General features: G+C 71.8%; 15 protein-coding genes. All 15 read right to left on the reverse strand.

Annotated features, from left to right (window positions below):
- Positions 1–30: 30 nt before the first annotated feature.
- The 15 genes from EFK50_RS03170 to EFK50_RS03240 all read right to left on the reverse strand — a co-directional run bounded on the left by EFK50_RS03170 (position 31) and on the right by EFK50_RS03240 (position 16,547).
- Positions 31–789 (reverse strand): DivIVA domain-containing protein, encoded by a 759-nt coding sequence (locus EFK50_RS03170; protein ID WP_123226096.1) that lies wholly within the window; start codon positions 787–789, stop codon positions 31–33.
- A 103-nt stretch (positions 790–892) separates the two neighbouring features.
- Positions 893–1,174, reverse strand: a complete 282-nt coding sequence (locus EFK50_RS03175) for a YggT family protein (protein ID WP_246004006.1) — start codon at positions 1,172–1,174, stop codon at positions 893–895.
- 19 nt (positions 1,175–1,193) lie between these two features.
- Entirely contained in the window at positions 1,194–1,679 is a 486-nt protein-coding gene (locus tag EFK50_RS03180; RefSeq protein WP_123226097.1) for a cell division protein SepF, read from the reverse strand.
- Positions 1,680–1,752: 73 nt separating this feature from the next.
- Positions 1,753–2,463: a YggS family pyridoxal phosphate-dependent enzyme gene (locus EFK50_RS03185; RefSeq protein ID WP_123226098.1), complete on the reverse strand. Its 711-nt coding sequence runs from the start codon at positions 2,461–2,463 to the stop codon at positions 1,753–1,755.
- Positions 2,460–3,221, reverse strand: coding sequence for a peptidoglycan editing factor PgeF (gene pgeF / locus EFK50_RS03190; RefSeq protein ID WP_123226099.1), 762 nt, complete (start codon positions 3,219–3,221; stop codon positions 2,460–2,462). Before pgeF ends, EFK50_RS03185 begins: the two co-directional genes overlap by 4 nt.
- 22 nt (positions 3,222–3,243) lie before the next feature.
- The gene (gene ftsZ, locus EFK50_RS03195; RefSeq protein ID WP_123226100.1) at positions 3,244–4,419 is read right to left on the reverse strand and encodes a cell division protein FtsZ; all 1,176 of its coding nucleotides are present in this window, start codon (positions 4,417–4,419) and stop codon (positions 3,244–3,246) included.
- A gap of 227 nt (positions 4,420–4,646) precedes the next feature.
- Entirely contained in the window at positions 4,647–5,426 is a 780-nt protein-coding gene (locus tag EFK50_RS03200) for a cell division protein FtsQ/DivIB (protein WP_123226101.1), read from the reverse strand.
- Positions 5,413–6,864 carry a UDP-N-acetylmuramate--L-alanine ligase gene (murC, locus tag EFK50_RS03205; protein WP_123226102.1) on the reverse strand — a complete coding sequence of 484 codons (1,452 nt, stop codon included), beginning with the start codon at positions 6,862–6,864 and terminating at the stop codon, positions 5,413–5,415. The genes EFK50_RS03200 and murC overlap by 14 nt, the downstream gene beginning before the upstream one ends.
- Positions 6,861–7,949, reverse strand: a complete 1,089-nt coding sequence (gene murG, locus EFK50_RS03210; protein WP_425454373.1) for an undecaprenyldiphospho-muramoylpentapeptide beta-N-acetylglucosaminyltransferase — start codon at positions 7,947–7,949, stop codon at positions 6,861–6,863. Before murG ends, murC begins: the two co-directional genes overlap by 4 nt.
- Positions 7,940–9,202: a putative lipid II flippase FtsW gene (gene ftsW / locus EFK50_RS03215; protein WP_246004007.1), complete on the reverse strand. Its 1,263-nt coding sequence runs from the start codon at positions 9,200–9,202 to the stop codon at positions 7,940–7,942. The genes murG and ftsW overlap by 10 nt, the downstream gene beginning before the upstream one ends.
- 18 nt (positions 9,203–9,220) lie before the next feature.
- Positions 9,221–10,717 carry a UDP-N-acetylmuramoyl-L-alanine--D-glutamate ligase gene (murD, locus tag EFK50_RS03220; RefSeq protein ID WP_123226104.1) on the reverse strand — a complete coding sequence of 499 codons (1,497 nt, stop codon included), beginning with the start codon at positions 10,715–10,717 and terminating at the stop codon, positions 9,221–9,223.
- Positions 10,699–11,793: a phospho-N-acetylmuramoyl-pentapeptide-transferase gene (gene mraY, locus EFK50_RS03225; protein WP_123226105.1), complete on the reverse strand. Its 1,095-nt coding sequence runs from the start codon at positions 11,791–11,793 to the stop codon at positions 10,699–10,701. The genes murD and mraY overlap by 19 nt, the downstream gene beginning before the upstream one ends.
- Positions 11,794–11,797: 4 nt before the next feature.
- Positions 11,798–13,180, reverse strand: coding sequence for a UDP-N-acetylmuramoyl-tripeptide--D-alanyl-D-alanine ligase (locus EFK50_RS03230; protein ID WP_123226106.1), 1,383 nt, complete (start codon positions 13,178–13,180; stop codon positions 11,798–11,800).
- Positions 13,177–14,721, reverse strand: a complete 1,545-nt coding sequence (locus EFK50_RS03235; RefSeq protein ID WP_246004008.1) for a UDP-N-acetylmuramoyl-L-alanyl-D-glutamate--2,6-diaminopimelate ligase — start codon at positions 14,719–14,721, stop codon at positions 13,177–13,179. Before EFK50_RS03235 ends, EFK50_RS03230 begins: the two co-directional genes overlap by 4 nt.
- A 17-nt stretch (positions 14,722–14,738) precedes the next feature.
- Positions 14,739–16,547 carry a peptidoglycan D,D-transpeptidase FtsI family protein gene (locus EFK50_RS03240; protein ID WP_246004009.1) on the reverse strand — a complete coding sequence of 603 codons (1,809 nt, stop codon included), beginning with the start codon at positions 16,545–16,547 and terminating at the stop codon, positions 14,739–14,741.
- Positions 16,548–16,549: the final 2 nt, after the last annotated feature.

Raw genomic sequence — 16,549 nt, forward strand, 5'->3', positions numbered from 1 at the left:
TAGGAGAGGGGCCCTTCGTGTTGCAGGTGACTACGCGTCGCCGGCGTCTTCGCCGAGGATGCTCCTCAACCGCTTGGGCGCGTGCTCCTGGCCGACGGGCAGGCTGGCCGAGGTCGCGGTCGATCCGTCGAGCGCCTCGAGCTGCTGGCTGAAGTAGCTCTTCAACCGGCTGCGGTACTCGCGCTCGAAGGAGCGGAGCCCCTCGATCTCACCGTTGAGGGAGTCCTTCTCCTTCTCGAGGTTGCCGAAGATCTCCTTGCGGCGGGCCTCGGTCTCGGAGTCGAGCATCGCCGCGCGGGTGCGGGCGTCGGACTCGAGGCGGTCGGTCTTGGTCTTGGTCTCGGCCTCGAGGCGCTCGGCCTTGGTCTTGGCGGCACCGATGATCTGGTCGGCCTCGTTCTTGGCCCCGTCGACGAGCTCGTCGGCGTTGCGGGTGGCGATCTCGAGCAGCTTCGCGGCAGCGCTGGAGGCGTCCGCCACCGTGCTGACCCGGAACTCCTGGACCGGCGCCGCTGCGGCCGGGGCGGGCGTGGGGACCGCGACAGGCGCGGGCGGTGCGACCGGCTCGGGGGCCTTCTCGAAGACCGGCGCGGGGGCCGGGGTCGAGTCGCCACCACCGCGCTGGGCGGCGCTGAGCTTCGTCCGGAGGTCGTCGTTCTCCTTGTTCAGGCGATCCAGCTCGGCCTCGACCTCGTCGAGGAACTGGTCTACTTCGCCCATGTCGTAGCCCTCACGGAGCCGGACCGGAGTAAAGCGCTTGTTGCTCACGTCCTCAGGCGTCAGCGGCATTGACCTCACCCATTCTTCGTTAGTCGGACAAAACTCGTACTGAATCGAACACAGTGCGGATTGAACAATAGCCGTTCTCGGACAAGAGCGGCATTCCCGGTCCTCAGGGCCAGAGCGCGCCGTTGACGTTGAGCAGCAGGAAACAGATCAGCATGACGGCCAGGAAGCTGAAGTCGAGGGCCACTCCCCCGATGCGGAGCGGCTTGAACACCTTGCGGAACGCCTGGATCGGCGGGTCGGTCACCGAGTAGACGGCTTCCAGAACCACCAGCACAGGGCCGTGCGGCGACCACGAACGGGCGAACACCTGGATCCAGTCCACGACGAGCCGGACCAGCAGGAAACCGATGAAGATCTTCAGGGCAAGGTCGATGCCGATGCCCACGGGGTTGGTCAAGACACGCTCAGCTCTGGTTGAAGAAGCCGCCCTCGGCGATGAGCTCCTTCTCCTCGGCAGCTACCTCGACGTTCGGCGGGGACAGCAGGAAGACCTTGCTCGTCACGCGTTCGATGGTGCCACGCGTGGCAAAAACCAGTCCGGCGGCGAAGTCGACCAGGCGCTTCGCGTCCGACTCGGTCATCTCGCTGAGGTTCATGATCACCGGGATGCCGTCACGGAAGTTCTCACCGATCACCCGGGCCTCGTTGTACGTCCGCGGGTGCAGCGTGGTGATCCGGGAGAGCGGCGAGGCCGCACGGGCCGGAGCGGCCTGGGCGGGAGCTGCGGGCGCCGGGCGGCGACGCTCGGCGATGTTGGAGACCGAGCGGGTCGCCGGCTCGGCCTGGCGACGGGTCGGCTCGTCGTACGCGTTGTCGAGCTCGGCGTACTCACCTTCGGCGTCCTCGAGCAGTCCGAGGTAGACGCCCATCTTCCGCATCGCGCCGCTCATGAATCCTCTTCCTCTACGCCTGTTCGGACCCCGGACGGGGGTCTGGAATCCTGCTGCTGCCTACTTGGGGACATTACTGGACCAAAGGCCTCGGACCGAGGACCGCAGAGCCGACACGCACGTGTGTCGCGCCGAATTTCACGGCGTCCTCCAGGTCGCCGCTCATCCCGGCGGACAGCACGGTCGCCCCGGGATGGTCCGCTCGGAGCCTGCTGGCGATCTCGGCCAGCCGTGCGAAGGCCGGGGCGGCCGGCTCACCGAGCGGCGCGACCGCCATCAGCCCGGCCAGGCGGAGCGCCGGAGCCGCGGCGATCGCGTCGGCCAGCGCGCCGACCTCGGCCGGGTCGGCACCGCCCCGACCGTGCGAGGGGCCAGAATCAGCCCCGGCGTCCAGGCTCACCTGGACCAGGCAGTCGACCACCCGGCCGGACTCCTCGGCACCCCGGCTGAGGCCGTGGACGAGCTTGACCCGGTCGACCGACTCGACGACGTCGGCGTACCGGGCGACGGCCGCGGCCTTGTTGCTCTGGATCGAGCCGATGAAGTGCCAGGAGAGGCCGAGGTCGGCGCACTCGGCCGCCTTCGCCGACGCCTCCTGGTGCTTGTTCTCGCCGACCTCGCCGACGCCCAGGTCGGCGAGCAGGCGTACGTCGGCGGCCGGGAAGTACTTCGTCACCACCACCAGGCCGACCTCCCCCGGGGCGCGGCCGGCAGCCGTGCAGGCGGCATCGATCCGAGCCCGTACGGCGGCAAGGTTGGCGGCGAGCTCGTCGCGGCGGGTCATCGGGTTCCCTTCGGGTGCAGCCGGATCAGGCCGGCATGACGACCGGCCGCGGCGCCGTCGCGCCGGTAGGAGTACAGGTCCGCCGACTCGCGGGTGCAGGTGGCCACGTCGACCACGGTGACGCCGGCCGCCTCCAGCTGGGCGCGGACCCCGGCGCCGATGTCCAGGGCCGGCGTCCCCCAGGAGGTCGTCGACACCGCTGCCGGGACGAGCGCCCCGACCTCGGCCTGCATCGCGGCCGGCACCTCGTAGCAGGCGCCGCAGATGGAGGGCCCGATCCACGCGCGGATCGAGGATGCTCCGCTGTCGCGCATCCGGGACACCGTCGCGGCCGCGATGCCGTCGACCATCCCCCGGCGACCCGCATGGGCGACGGCGATCACCTGGTGCTCCGGGTCGGCGAGCACGACCGGGACGCAGTCCGCCGCGCGGACGAGCAGCACGACGCCGGGCCGCGCGGTGACCATCGCATCGGCCTCCGGGAGTCCGGGGGAACGCCGGTCCTCGACCAGGTCGACGACGGTCCCGTGGACCTGCCTCATCTGCGCGACCGGCAGCGCGACGCCGGCGTCCGGTCGGGCAACCAGGTCCGGGGCGAAGTCGGTGACGACCCGGCGCAGGTTCTCCGAGCGCGCGGACGCGTCGTCGGCGTCGTCCTGCGCCAGGTTCAGCTCCGCGTAGGGGACGCCGCTGACCCCGCCGTACCGGTCGGTGAAGGCCAGGTCGACGGGGCCGAGCGTGGAGCGATGGAGGTACACGAGGACTCGGTGAGGAGGTCCCCTACTTCAGGAAGTCGGGGACGTCGAGGTCGTCGTCGAAGTCGGGCGCCCGGTTCACCGCGGGGTTGGTGACGCCGACCGGGACCGGCTCCTTGCGCTGCACCGGCGTCGAGGCGGCACGTCGCTCCTCGACGAGCGCCTTCGCGGCGGCCCGGGTCTCCTCCTGGGTCTGGGGCTGCTGGGTCGGCGCCGGACGACGAAGACCCGGAGCCTCCTCGCGGCGCTTCGGCCGACCGCCCTCGAAGCCGGCGGCGATCACGGTCACCCGCACCTCATCGCCGAGCGCGTCGTCGATGGTGGCACCGAAGATGATGTTCGCCTCCGGGTGCACCGCGTCGGCGACCATCGCCGCGGCCTCGTTGATCTCGAAGAGGCCGAGGTCGGATCCGCCGGCGATCGAGAGCAGCACGCCCTGGGCTCCGTCGATGGACTCCTCGAGGAGCGGCGAGGAGACGGCCAGCTCGGCCGCCTCGACGGCCCGGTTCTCACCGCGCGCCGAGCCGATGCCCATCAGCGCCGAGCCGGCGTTCGACATCACCGACTTCACGTCGGCGAAGTCGAGGTTGATCAGACCGGGGGTGGTGATCAGGTCGGTGATGCCCGAGACGCCCTGGAGCAGCACCTGGTCTGCCTGCTTGAACGCGTCCAGCATGCTGACGTTGCGGTCGGCGATCGAGAGCAGCTTGTCGTTCGGGATCACGATCAGGGTGTCGACCTCCTCGCGGAGGTTGGCGATGCCCTCTTCGGCCGAGGTCGAGCGACGGCGGCCCTCGAAGGCGAACGGGCGGGTCACGACGCCGATCGTCAGCGCGCCCAGGGAGCGGGCGATCTTGGCCACGACGGGCGCGCCGCCGGTGCCGGTGCCGCCGCCCTCGCCGGCCGTCACGAAGACCATGTCGGCCCCCTTGATGACCTCTTCGATCTCGTCCGCGTGGTCCTCGGCGGCGCGGGCACCCACGTCGGGGTTCGCGCCGGCGCCGAGCCCGCGGGTGAGCTCGCGGCCGATGTCGAGCTTCACATCGGCGTCGCTCATCAGCAGTGCCTGCGCATCGGTGTTGATGGCGATGAACTCAACGCCCCGCAGCCCGACCTCGATCATCCGGTTGACGGCATTGACTCCACCTCCACCGATACCCACGACCTTGATGACGGCCAGGTAGTTCTGTGGTGCTGCCATGGCGGTGCCCTTCCTGATGCAGGTTGCATTTCTGCTGGTCGCCCTGCCCGACTGCAGAGCGGCTCCGGATCTTGTTCAGCTGTCCGCCTCGGACCGGGAACCCTAACCCTCCAGTAGAAGGTTAATGTTATGTCAACCTGAGGCCGTGAGAACAAGGTAGGCGCGGGCCGCGGCCAATCCGCGGCAACACGCCCACGCGGCGGAGAATTCCTTGACCCGGGTGCGGATCAGCGGGTCGTCGGCCGACCGGGAACGCTGACGTCGATCTCGGAGATCCCGCCGTTCGGACCACGGTCCTTCTTCGCGGTGCGCAGCAGGACCGCCAGCACCTCCGCCTTCGCCGCGGACGAGTCCGCGCTCCCCCAGACCACCGTGATGCCGCCGGTCAGCCGCAGCGAGATCTTGTCGATCGAGGCGACGTCGACGTCCTCCACCGAGGCCGCGATGTCGGACCGCAGCGACCGGATCACCCGGGCCGCCTCGGCCAGCGCCGCCGCTTTCACGTTCGGATCGGTCCGGACCAGCGGCAGGTCGGCCGGCGGCCGGGCGTAGCTGCCGAACAGCACCCCGTCGTCGTCCACCGCCTGCAACCCGGTGCCGCGGCTGACGACCGCGATCGGCACCCGCTCGGTGACCTCGATCTTGATCCCGTGCGGCCAGGACCGGGAGACCGCGACCGTCCGGATCGCCGGGATCGCCTCCACCCGGGCCTGGATCGCGCCGAGGTCGACCCGGACGAGCTGGCGGTCGAGCGGCACCTGCGCGACCCGTTCGATCCGGGCCGTGCCGACGGCGCTGTTGCCGGTGACCTCGACGTCGCGCACGGTGACGACCGAGGAGAACCAGATCAGCCAGACGGCGGTGGCGACCAGCACGACGACGAGGCCGGTGATCAGGAACGGCCGCCAGCGCCGCAGCCGGGCGCGCAACCGCCGGCGGGCGAAGTCCGGGCCGGCCACCATCACCGTGACGTCGGTCGGCTCGACCTCCTCGTCAGCCATCGTCATCCGGGGTCTCCTCCGGGGCCTCCTTGGCCCGCTGGGTCAGCAGCGCCAGCACCGAAGGACCGAGCAGCGTCACGTCGCCGGCGCCCAGGGTCAGGATCACGTCGCCGGGCAGTGCCCGATCCACCAGGTGCTCGGCGGTCGCCGACCAGGACGGCTCCAGCACCACCTGCTCGGCCGGCAGCGGCACGGCGTCGGCGACCAGCGCCGCCGTCACCCCGGGTTCCGGGTCCTCGCGGGCGACGTAGATGTCCATCACCACGACTTCGTCGGCAGCGCCCAGGGCCTGGCCCATCTCAGCGCCGAAGATCCGGGTGCGCGAGACCATGTGCGGCTGGAAGGCGACCACGATCCGCCCCGGACCGGCCAGCGACCGGGCCGCCTCCAGGTCGCCGCTGATCTCCTTGGGGTGGTGGGCGTAGCTGTCGTAGACCCGGATGCCGCCGACCTCGCCCTTGAGCTCCATCCGCCGCCGGGTGCCGGAGTACGCGCCGAGCCCGCGGGCCAGGTCCGCGAACCCGAAGCCGAGCCGCAGCCCGGACGCCAGCGCCGCCAGGGCGTCGAGCACGTAGTGCTGACCGGGCACCTGCAACCGGACCTCGCCGAGCCTCCGGCCCCGGTCGACCACGTCGAACGTCGAGGTGGCGCCGACCTGGCGCAAGTTCTCCGCGCGCACCTCGGCGTCGGCACCGATGCCGACCCCGATCGTGCGCAGGCCGCGCTCCGCCGCGTCCGCGACCAGCGCCGCGGCCCCCGGGTCGTCGGTGCACGCCACCAGGAAACCGGCCGGGTCGATCCGGCCGAGGAACTCGGTGAAGGCGGCCCGGTAGGCCTCCTCGGTGCCGTAGTTGTCGAGGTGGTCGGCCTCGACGTTGGTGACCAGCGCGGCGTACGGCGAGTAGACCAGGAAGGCGCCGTCGCTCTCGTCGGCCTCGGCGACGAAGAGGTCGCCGGTGCCGTCGTGGGCGTTCGACCCGGACTCGTTCAGGTCGCCGCCGATCGCGAACGACGGGTCCGCCCCGCAGTGCTGCAACGCGACGGTGAGCATCGAGGTGGTGGTGGTCTTGCCGTGCGTCCCGGCGACCGCAACCACCCGGCGGCCCTGCATCACCGCCTCCAGCGCGGCCGACCGCGGCAGCAGCCGGAGACCGAGACGGCCGGCCTCGACCACCTCCGGGTTGTCGGCGCGGACCGCCGTGGAGACGACCACGGTGTCGGCGCCCGCGACCTGCTCCGCGGCGTGCCCGACGAAGCACTCCGCTCCCAGTGCGCGCAGCGCCTCGATCGTGGCCGACGGCTTGGCGTCGCTGCCGGAGACCTCGATCCCCCGGGCGAGCATGATCCGGGCGATCCCGGAGAGACCGGCACCGCCGATGCCGACGAAGTGCACCCGGCCCAGGGCTTCGGCCGGGAGCAGCTCGGAGGGGACCGGGACCTTCATCGGTTCCCTCCCGCTGCCTGCTCGATCAGGTCCGCCAGCTTCTCGTCGGCGTCCAACGGGATCACCCCGGAGGCAGCGCGGCCCATCGTCTCGCGGCGCTCCCGGTCGGCGACGAGGCCGGGCAGGGTCGACCGGACCCACTCCGGGGTGAAGGCGGCATCCGCCACCAGCAGGCCGCCACCGGCGTCGACCACCGGGCGGGCGTTGAGCGCCTGCTCGCCGTTGCCGATCGGCAGCGGCACGAAGACTGCCGGCAGCCCGACCCCGGAGACCTCGGTGACGGTGTTGGAACCGGCCCGGCAGACGACCAGGTCCGCGGCCGCGTAGGCCAGGTCCATCCGGTCGACGTACCGCTCCACGACGTACGGCGTCCCGGTGGCGACGTCGCCGACCTCGCCCTTCGGTCCGACGATGTGCAGCACCTGGACGCCGCCGGCGGCGAACGCGTCCGCCGCGGCCGAGACCGAGTCGTTGATCCGCCGGGCGCCCTGCGAGCCGCCGGTGACCAGCAGCGTCGGCAGCTCGGCGTCCAGGCCGAAGAACTCCCGCGCCTCCGCGCGCAGCGCGCCGCGGTCCAGGGTGGCGATCATCCTGCGGATCGGCAGCCCCGTGCAGACGGCGTGCGGCAGCGCGGTCCCCGGGAAGCTGGTCGCGACGTACGGCGTGATCCGGGCACCGAGCTTGTTCGCGATCCCGGGCAGGGCGTTGCCCTCGTGGACCACCAGCGGCAGCTTCCGCCGGCGCGACGCCAGGTACGCCGGCACCGAGACGTAGCCACCGAAGCCGACCACCACGTCGGGGCGGATCCGGTCGAGGACGGCGACCGCCTCGTTGACCGACGCCCGCAGCCGGCCGGGGGTCCGGAGCAGGTCGGCGTTGAGCTTCCGCGACAGCGGTACCGGCGAGACCAGCTCGAGCGGGTAGCCCGCCGCCGGGATCACCGTGGTCTCCAGCCCGCGAGCCGTGCCGAGGCAGGTGATCTCCAGGTCGGGGTGCCGGCGGCGCAGCGCGTCCGCGGTGGCCAGCAGCGGCGAGGTGTGGCCCGCAGTGCCACCCCCCGCGAGCAGGATGCGCTTCACGACCAGCGCCTCGGGACCGCGCCCGCGTTCACCGCACGCTGGGTCTTGCGGGCGCTCCGGCGCCGGCGCAGCTCGCCGGCCGCGTTCGGCTCCGAGCGGGCGAAGCCGATCACCAGGCCGAGCGCGACCAGCTCCGGCACCAGCGACGAGCCGCCGTACGAGACCAGCGGCAGCGGGATGCCGATCACCGGCAGCAGCGCCAGCACCATCCCGATGTTGATGATCGCGTGCGCGGTCAGCCAGATCACGATCCCGGCGGTGGCGTAGCGGACGAAGAGGTTCTCGGCCTGCATGGCGACCCGCAGGCCGGCGTACGCGATGGTCAGGAACAGCACCAGGACCAGCAGCGTGCCGGCGAGGCCGAGCTCCTCGCCGAGGACCGCGAAGATGAAGTCGGTGTGCGCCTCGGGCAGGTTGCCCCACTTCTGCTGGCTGGCGCCGATGCCCTTGCCGAAGAGGCCGCCGCTGGCCATGCCGAGGATGCCGTGGCCGGCCTGCCAGCCGGAGCTCTGGAAGTCCTTGAAGGGGTCGGCGAAGCTGGTGATCCGGTTGAGGCGCTCGTCGCTGCTCGCCGCGAGGTACAGCGCCGCGACCGAGACCAGGCTGACCGCGCCGACGAAGAGCCGGGCCGGGACGCCGATCACCCAGAGCATGCCGAGAGTGATCGCGAACATCACCAGCGCGGTGCCGAGGTCACCACCGACCAGCACCAGTCCGGTGATCAGGCCGGCGACCGGGATCACCGGGATCATCAGGTGCCACCAGGAGCCGAGCAGCTTGTCCTTGCGGGCGTAGACATCGGCGCACCAGAGCACCATCGCGAACTTCGCCACCTCGGACGGCTGCACCTGGAACGGGCCGAGACCCAGCCAGTTCTTGTTGCCGTTGACCTCGACACCGAGGCCGGTCTGGGTCAGGGCCAGCATCACCACGGCGACCAGCAGACCCGGCCACGCCAGGAAGCGCAGCGTCCGGAGCGGGATCTTGGTCGCGACCCACGCGCACGGGAACGCGACCACCACCCACATCAGCTGCTTGAGCGCCCAGTAGTAGGAGTTGCCGTGCTTCTCGAAGCCGTCGACGCTGGAGGCGCTCAGCACCATCACCAGGCCGATCGCGAGCAGCAGCGCGGTCGCGCCGAGGAGCAGGTAGTACGGCGTCAGCGGGCGGTCCAGGTGGCGTCGCATCGTGGCGACCCAGCCACGGATCCCGGCGTCCTCACCGAAGGTCCGCTCGCCCGGATGCGCGGTGGCGCTCACTCGTCCTCCTCGTCGTGACTACTCCTGCGTCCCCCGCCTGCGGCGCACGGCCGCGGCGAAGGCATCGCCGCGTGCGCCGTAGTTGGTGAACATGTCCATGGACGCACAGCCCGGGGCCAGAAGCACGGTGTCCCCGGGTCGGGCGAACGCCGCGGCTTGCGCCACGACGCTGTCCATAGGAGAAGTCTCGCCGGGCGGCAGACGGAAGACGGGGACATCCGGCGCGTGTCGGGCCAACGCCTCACCAATCACTTCAGCATCAGCACCGATCAGCACCACCGCGCGCAGCCGGTCCCGCACCCGTTCGACGAGGTCCTCGAACCGGGATCCCTTGGCCAGGCCGCCGGCGATCCAGACCACCGGGTCGTAGGCCTGCAGCGACGCCAGCGCTGCCGGCGGGTTGGTGGCCTTGGAGTCGTCCACCCAGGTGACGCCGTCGAGCACGGCCACCTCGGCGATCCGGTGGTCGCCGGGGACGAAGCCGCGCAGCGCGTCCCGGATCGCGACCGGCTCGACCCCGAAGGAGCGGGCCAGGGCGGCCGCGGCGAGCGCGTTCTGGACGAAGTGCGGTGCCGGCGTGGCCAGGTCGGCGATCGTGCACAGCTCGGCGGCCGCATTCCGCCGGTCCTCCACGAACGCCCGGTCGGCGAGCACGTCCTCGACCACGCCGAGCATCCCGACACCCGGCATCCCCAGGGTGAACCCGATCGCCCGGGCCCCCTCGGCGACGTCGGCGTCGCGGACCAGCTGCTCGGTGACCGGGTCGGCGAGGTTGTAGACGCAGGCGGTCTCGACGCCGGCGTAGATCCGGCCCTTGTCCGCGGTGTAGGCGTCCATCGGGTCGCCTCCCGCCGTCGAGTACCAGTCCAGGTGGTCCGCGGCCACGTTGAGCACCGCGGCCGAACGGGCCCGCATCGAGGAGGTGTAGTGCAGCTGGAAGCTGGAGAGCTCGACCGCCAGCACGTCGTACGGCGACGCGCCGTTCTCGTCCTCGGTCATCACGGCCTCGACGATCGGCAGCCCGACGTTGCCGGCCGCGACCGTGCGCAGGCCGCCGGCGAGCAGCATCTGCTCGAGCATCTGCACCGTGGTGGTCTTGCCGTTGGTCCCGGTGATCGCCAGCCAGGGCGCCGGGCGGTGCAGGTCGCGCAACCTCCAGGCGAGCTCGACCTCGCCCCAGATCGGGATCCCGCGCGCGGCGGCCTGGGCCAGCAGCGGGGCGTCCGGCCGCCAGCCGGGCGAGGTGACCAGCACGTCGACGTTCTCGGGGAGGACGGCCGTGCTGCCCGCACCCAGCCGGATCGTGGCGCCGAGGATCTCCAGCAGGGTGGCCTTCTCCCCGCGCGCCTCGTCGTCGGCCTCGTCGAGCGCGGTCACCGAGGCGCCGAGGTGGTTGAGGCTGTCCGCGGCGGCGAAGCCGGAGACGCCCATGCCGGCGACGACCGCATTGATGCCCTCCCAGGAGCTCTCCCGACCCAGACCGTCGAGACGCGTGCTCACCCGCCGACCACCCATTCGGCGTAGAAGACACCGAGCCCGGCGGCGACGAACACCGCGCCGATCAGCCAGAACCGGATCACGACGGTGATCTCCTCCCAGCCGAGCAGCTCGAAGTGGTGGTGCAGCGGCGCCATCCGGAACAGGCGTTTGCCCTTGGTCGCCTTGAACCAGCCGACCTGCAGGATCACCGACATCGTCTGGACCACGAACAGGCCGCCGAGCAGCGCCAGCAGCAGCTCGGTCCGGGTCAGCACCGCCATCCCGGCGACCGCGCCGCCGAGGGCGAGCGATCCGGTGTCCCCCATGAAGATCTGGGCCGGCGAGGCGTTGTACCAGAGGAAGCCGAAGCAGGCGCCGGTGATCGCCGCCGCGACCACGGCCAGGTCGAGCGGGTCACGCACCTCGTAGCAGGAGCCGACCGCGCCGGAGACCGCCACCCGGGTGCCGGAGCAGGACTGGTTGTTCTGCCAGATGTTCATCAGGGTGTAGGCGCCGAAGACCATCATCGAGGCGCCGGCGGCCAGCCCGTCGAGGCCGTCGGTGAGGTTCACCGCGTTGCTCGCCCCGGCGATCATCAGCACGATGAAGAGCACCAGCACGGCGGTCGGCAGCGCGAACCGCTCGATGTCGCGGGTGAAGGAGATCGCGTGACCGGCCGGGGTCAGGCCGCGCTCGTCCTCGATCGGGTCGACGCGCCAGAGCACCAGCCACCCGAAGATCACCGCGATCAGGGTCTGGCCGATGAACTTGGCCTTGCTGCGCAGGCCGAGGTTGCGCTGCTTGTAGATCTTGATGAAGTCGTCCAGGAACCCGACCGTGCCGAGACCGACGAAGAGGAAGAGCAGCAGCAGCGCCGAGATCGAGGGTTCCGAGCCGGTGAGCAGCTTGGCCAGGAAGTAGGCGAGCACGGTGGCCAGCACGATCACCAGGCCGCCCATGGTGGGGGTGCCCCGCTTGGTGTGGTGCGTCGTCGGACCGTCGTCGCGGATCAGCTGGCCGTAGCCCTTGGCGGCGAAGATCCGGATCGCGTAGCGGGTCCCGATCAGGGTGAGCACGAGGGAGAGCCCCCCGGCCAACAAGATCGCCTTCACCCGCTCATCCCTCCGCTTCAGTCAGCAACGCGTCGGCGACCCGCTCGAGCCCGACCGCCCGCGACGCCTTCACCAGCACCACCGAGGTGCCGACCACATTGTTCCGTACGGCGACGATCGCATCGGCCACCGACTCGTGGAACGAGGCGGATTGATCGGCGTGACTGATCTCTCGTGCCCCGTTGCCCACCACGAAAACCTGGTCGATCCCGAGCTCCCGGGCGAGCCGGCCGATCCCGGCGTGCTCGGCGGCACTGGCCTCGCCGAGCTCGCGCATCTCCCCGACCACGGCCACCGTCGGCCGGCCGGACCGGCGGCCGATCTCGGCCAGGGTCCGCAGTGCGGCACCCATCGACTCCGGGTTCGCGTTGTAGGCGTCGTTGACCACGATCAGCCCGTCGGCGCGCTCGTGCAGCTCCATCCGCCACCGGGAGAGCGCGCGGATCGTGCCCAGCGCCGTACCGATCCCGGCGAGACCGGCGCCGACCGCCAGCGCCGCCGCGGTGACGGCGGCCGCATTGATCGCCTGGTGCTCGCCGAGCAGCTGGAGCTTGACGTGCACCCGCTGGGTGCCGTGCTGCAGGTCGAACGACGGCCGCCCGAGGTCGTCGAGCTCGATGTCCGACAGCCGCACCGCAGCTCCGGGGTCGCGGCCGAAGGTCTGCACCCGGCCACGGGTGCGCGGTGCCATCGCGGCGACCGCCGGGTCGTCGAGGTTCAGCACCGCGACCCCGTCCGGGCCGAGGGCCTCGACCAGCTCACCCTTGGCCTGGGCGATCGCCGCCTGCGACCCAAACTCACCGAGGTGCGCGGTACCGACGTTGAGCACCACGCTGACGTCCGGCGGGGCGATCCCGCAGAGCACCGCCAGGTGCCCGATCCCGCGGGCACCCATCTCCAGTACCAGGAACCTGGTCCCCGGCTCGGCCCGGAGCACCGTGAGCGGCAGGCCGAGCTCGTTGTTGAAGGACCCGTACGTCGCCACCGTCGGCGCGACCTCGGCCAGCACCGCGCCGAGCATGTCCTTGACCCCGGTCTTGCCCTGGGACCCCGTGACCGCCAGCACCCGCAGCTCCGGGTCGGCCCGGCGCAGCGCGCGCAGCACGTGCGCGGCCAGGCGCTGGACCCCCGCCTCGACGTCGCCGACCACCACGGTCGGCACCCCGGTCGGACGGCTACCGAGCACCGCCGCGGCACCGCCCTCGACGGCCGCGACGGCGAAGTCGTGCCCGTCCACGTGCTCCCCCGCGATCGCCAGGAAGAGTCCGTCCGGGACCGGGTCGCGGCTGTCGAGGAACGCCGGGCCGAGCACCCGGACGTCCGCGTCGCCCGCATCGACCGACCCGTCGACGACCGCCGCGATCTCGGCCAGCGTCATCGCGATCATCGGCTGTCCCCCGCCAGTGCGTCCCGGGCCTCGTCGCGGTCGTCGAACGGCTGCGTCACCCCGGCTGCCTCCTGACCCGTCTCGTGGCCCTTGCCGGCGATCAGCACGGTGTCGCCGGGACCCGCCAGCGCGATCGCCTGCCGGATCGCCTGCCGCCGGTCGCCGACCTCGAGCACCTCGCCGCGCTGCGGGGGCGGCACCTCGTCGGCACCCGCCAGCACCGCCGCCCGGATCGCTGCCGGGTCCTCGGAACGCGGGTTGTCGTCGGTGACCACGAAGACGTCGGCCTCGCGAGCACCGATCGCCCCCATCAGCGGGCGCTTGCCGGTGTCCCGGTCGCCGCCGGCCCCGAGGACCAGGATCAGCCGGCCGGTGGTCAGCGGACGCAGCGCGGCCAGCGCCGCGTCCAGCGCGTCGGGCTTGTGGGCGTAGTCGACGACGACCAGGAACTGCTGGCCGGCGTCGATCCGCTCCAGCCGACCCGGCACTCCCCCGGAGGCGGCGATCCCGCCGGCGACCAGGGCCGCGTCGAAGCCTGCCTCGGCGGCGAGCGCGACCGCGCACAACGCGTTGGCGACGTTGAAGGCGCCGGTCAGCGGCACCCCGGCCGGGATCCGCACGCCGTCGGGTCCGACGATCGTGAACCGGGAGCCCTCGGGGCGAAGCTCGACGTCGACGGCTCGCCAGTCGGCCTCAGCCCCGGACGGCGAGAAGGTCCGCACCGGGATCTCCGCGTCCAGCAGCCGCCGCCCGAACTCGTCGTCGACGTTGGTCAGCCCGACCCGGGCCCGCGCCGGCGTGAACAGCGACGCCTTCGCCTGGAAGTAGTCCTCGAGGTCGGCGTGGAAGTCGAGGTGGTCGCGGCCGAGGTTGACGAAGGCGGCGACGTCGAAGACCACCCCGTCGACCCTGCCCATCACCAGTGCGTGGCTGGAGACCTCCATCGCGCAGCCGCGGACCTGGTGCTCGCGCATCACCGCGAACAGCGCGTGCAGGTCCGGCGCCTCGGGCGTGGTCAGCGCCGTCTTCACGTCCTGGCCGGCGATCCGGGTGCCGACGGTGCCCACCACCGCGGCCGGGATGCCGACCTGCTCCAGCCCGGCCTCCAGGAGCCGGGTGGTGGTGGTCTTGCCCTGGGTGCCGGTGACCGCCATCAGCGTCAGGTCCGCCGCAGGGTCGCCGTAGATCCGGGCCGCCAGGCCGCCGAGCGCGGGCCGCGGGTCGTCGAGCACGAGCACCGGCACCGGCGTGCTGGTCAGCCGGGCCGCGCCCGCCGGGTCGGTCAGCACCGCCACCGCACCGGCCGCGACCGCTTCGTCCGCATAGGCGGCTCCGTGCGCGCGTGCGCCCGGCAGCGCGGCATACAGGTCACCCGGGAAGACCCGCTGGGAGCTCAGGCTCAGACCGGTGACGACCCGCTGCCCGGGGTCGCCGACCACCTCGGCGCCGACCCAGGACGCCACGTCGGTGAGCGTGGTCGCGCGCGGCGCGGCCGGGCGGGTCAGTCCCGGTCGCCGCATGCTCGAGTCAGAAACGGCCACGTGGCGAACCTATCGGTTCACCACTCCACCGGCAGTGCCGCGGGCGGGGTGTTCGTCGGCGGTACGGCGTACTTCTGCAACAGGTAGGACATGACCTTGCGGAACACCGGTCCCGCGGTGCCACCACCGCTGCCGCCGTTCTTGGGCTTCTGGATCACGACGTACACGGTGAACCGCGGGTCGTCGGCCGGAGCGAACCCGGCGAAGGAGACCGCCAGCGAGCCGTCGTAGCACTTGCAGGTCTTGCCGACCTGCTGCGCCGTACCGGTCTTGCCGGCCACCCGGTAGCCGGGGATGCCCGCACCCGGCGCCGTGCCTGCTCCCTGGGTGACGACCATCTCCATCATCTTGGCGGCCGCCGAGGCTGCCTGCGGGCTGATCACCCGGTGCCGGGTCGCGACGTCCGAGCCGACCTCGACGCCGCTCCCCGTGGTGGCCCGGCCCTTGATCAGGCTCGGCGAGATCAGCTCGCCGCCGTTCGCGACCGCGTTGATCGCCGTCGCCATCTGCAGGGCGTTGACCGAGAGGCCCTGCCCGAAGGAGATCGTGGCCTGGGTCAGCTCGGTCCAGTCGGCCGGCTTCGGCAGCAGGCCGCGGGTCTCGCCAGCCAGGCCGATACCGGCCCGGTGACCGAGTCCGAACTTGTCCAGGTAGCCCCAGAGCTGCTCGGGCTTGAACTGGCGGGTGGCCAGCACCGTGCCGATGTTGGAGGACTTCGCGATCACCCCGGCCAGGGTCAGCTTGATCAGCGAGTGCTCGAAGTAGTCGTTGATCACGTCGCTGCCGATCGGCAGGTTCGCCGGCACCCGGATCCGGGTCCGCGGGGTCACCTTGCCGGCGTCGATCAGCGCGGAGGTGGTCAGGACCTTCTCCACCGAGCCCGGCTCGTAGACGTTGCTCAGCGCCCGGCTGCCCCGGTCCGCCTTGGGGGCGGCACCGGCGTCGTTGGCGTCGTAGGACGGGTAGTCGGCGAGCGCCAGGATGTCCCCGGTCTTGGTGTCGATCGCGATCGCGGCGCCGGACTCGGCGCGGGAGTTCTGCACCGTGGTGCGCAGCACCCGCTGGGCGTAGAACTGGACGTCCCGGTCGATGGTCAGGGTGAGGTCCTTGCCGTTGACCGGCTTCACCTCGGTGTTCTCGCCGAGCGGGATCCGGTTGCCGCCGCCGACCTCGTAGCTCTCGCTGCCGTCCTTGCCGGCGAGCTGCTTCTCGAACATCATCTCCAGGCCGGCCAGCGGCTTGCCGTCGGCGCCGAGGAAGCCGAGCAGGTTCGCGCCGACGTCCTTGGCCGGGTAGAAGCGCACCGGGTCCGGGCGGGTGTCGACGCCCTGGAAGCCGGCCTTCTTGACGGCCGCGACCGCCGCGAGCGCGGTCGCCTCCGGCACCCGGCGGGCGACGTAGGCGAAGCGCAGGTCGGGCTTGCCGGCACCGTTGCTCTTCCGCAGCGCGTCGAGCACGTCGAAGTAGTCCAGCTCCAGCCGGTTCGCGAGGATCCGGGCGATCTTCTCGGCGTTCGGCCGGGTCCGCTGCGGGTCGGCGAAGATCATCAGGCCGCTGACGCTCTCGGCCAGCGGCACCCCGTTGCGGTCGGTGATCTCGCCGCGGGTCGCGGGCAGCGGCAACTTCACCAGGCCGGCGGCGTCGGCCCGGGCGGCGTACGCCTTCGGGTCCAGGCCCTGCAGCTGGACCAACCGGACGCCGAAGACCGAGAGCACCATCGCGATCACGATCAGACCGACCCGGAGCCGCATCTCGGGTGCTCCGCGCAGGGTGCGCGAACCGGTGGTGGCCCGGGGGCGGACGGCCGGTCGGCTGCGCTGGTTCAACG

The sequence above is a fragment of the Nocardioides marmoriginsengisoli genome (assembly GCF_003725695.1).
Lineage (GTDB): Bacteria > Actinomycetota > Actinomycetes > Propionibacteriales > Nocardioidaceae > Marmoricola > Marmoricola marmoriginsengisoli.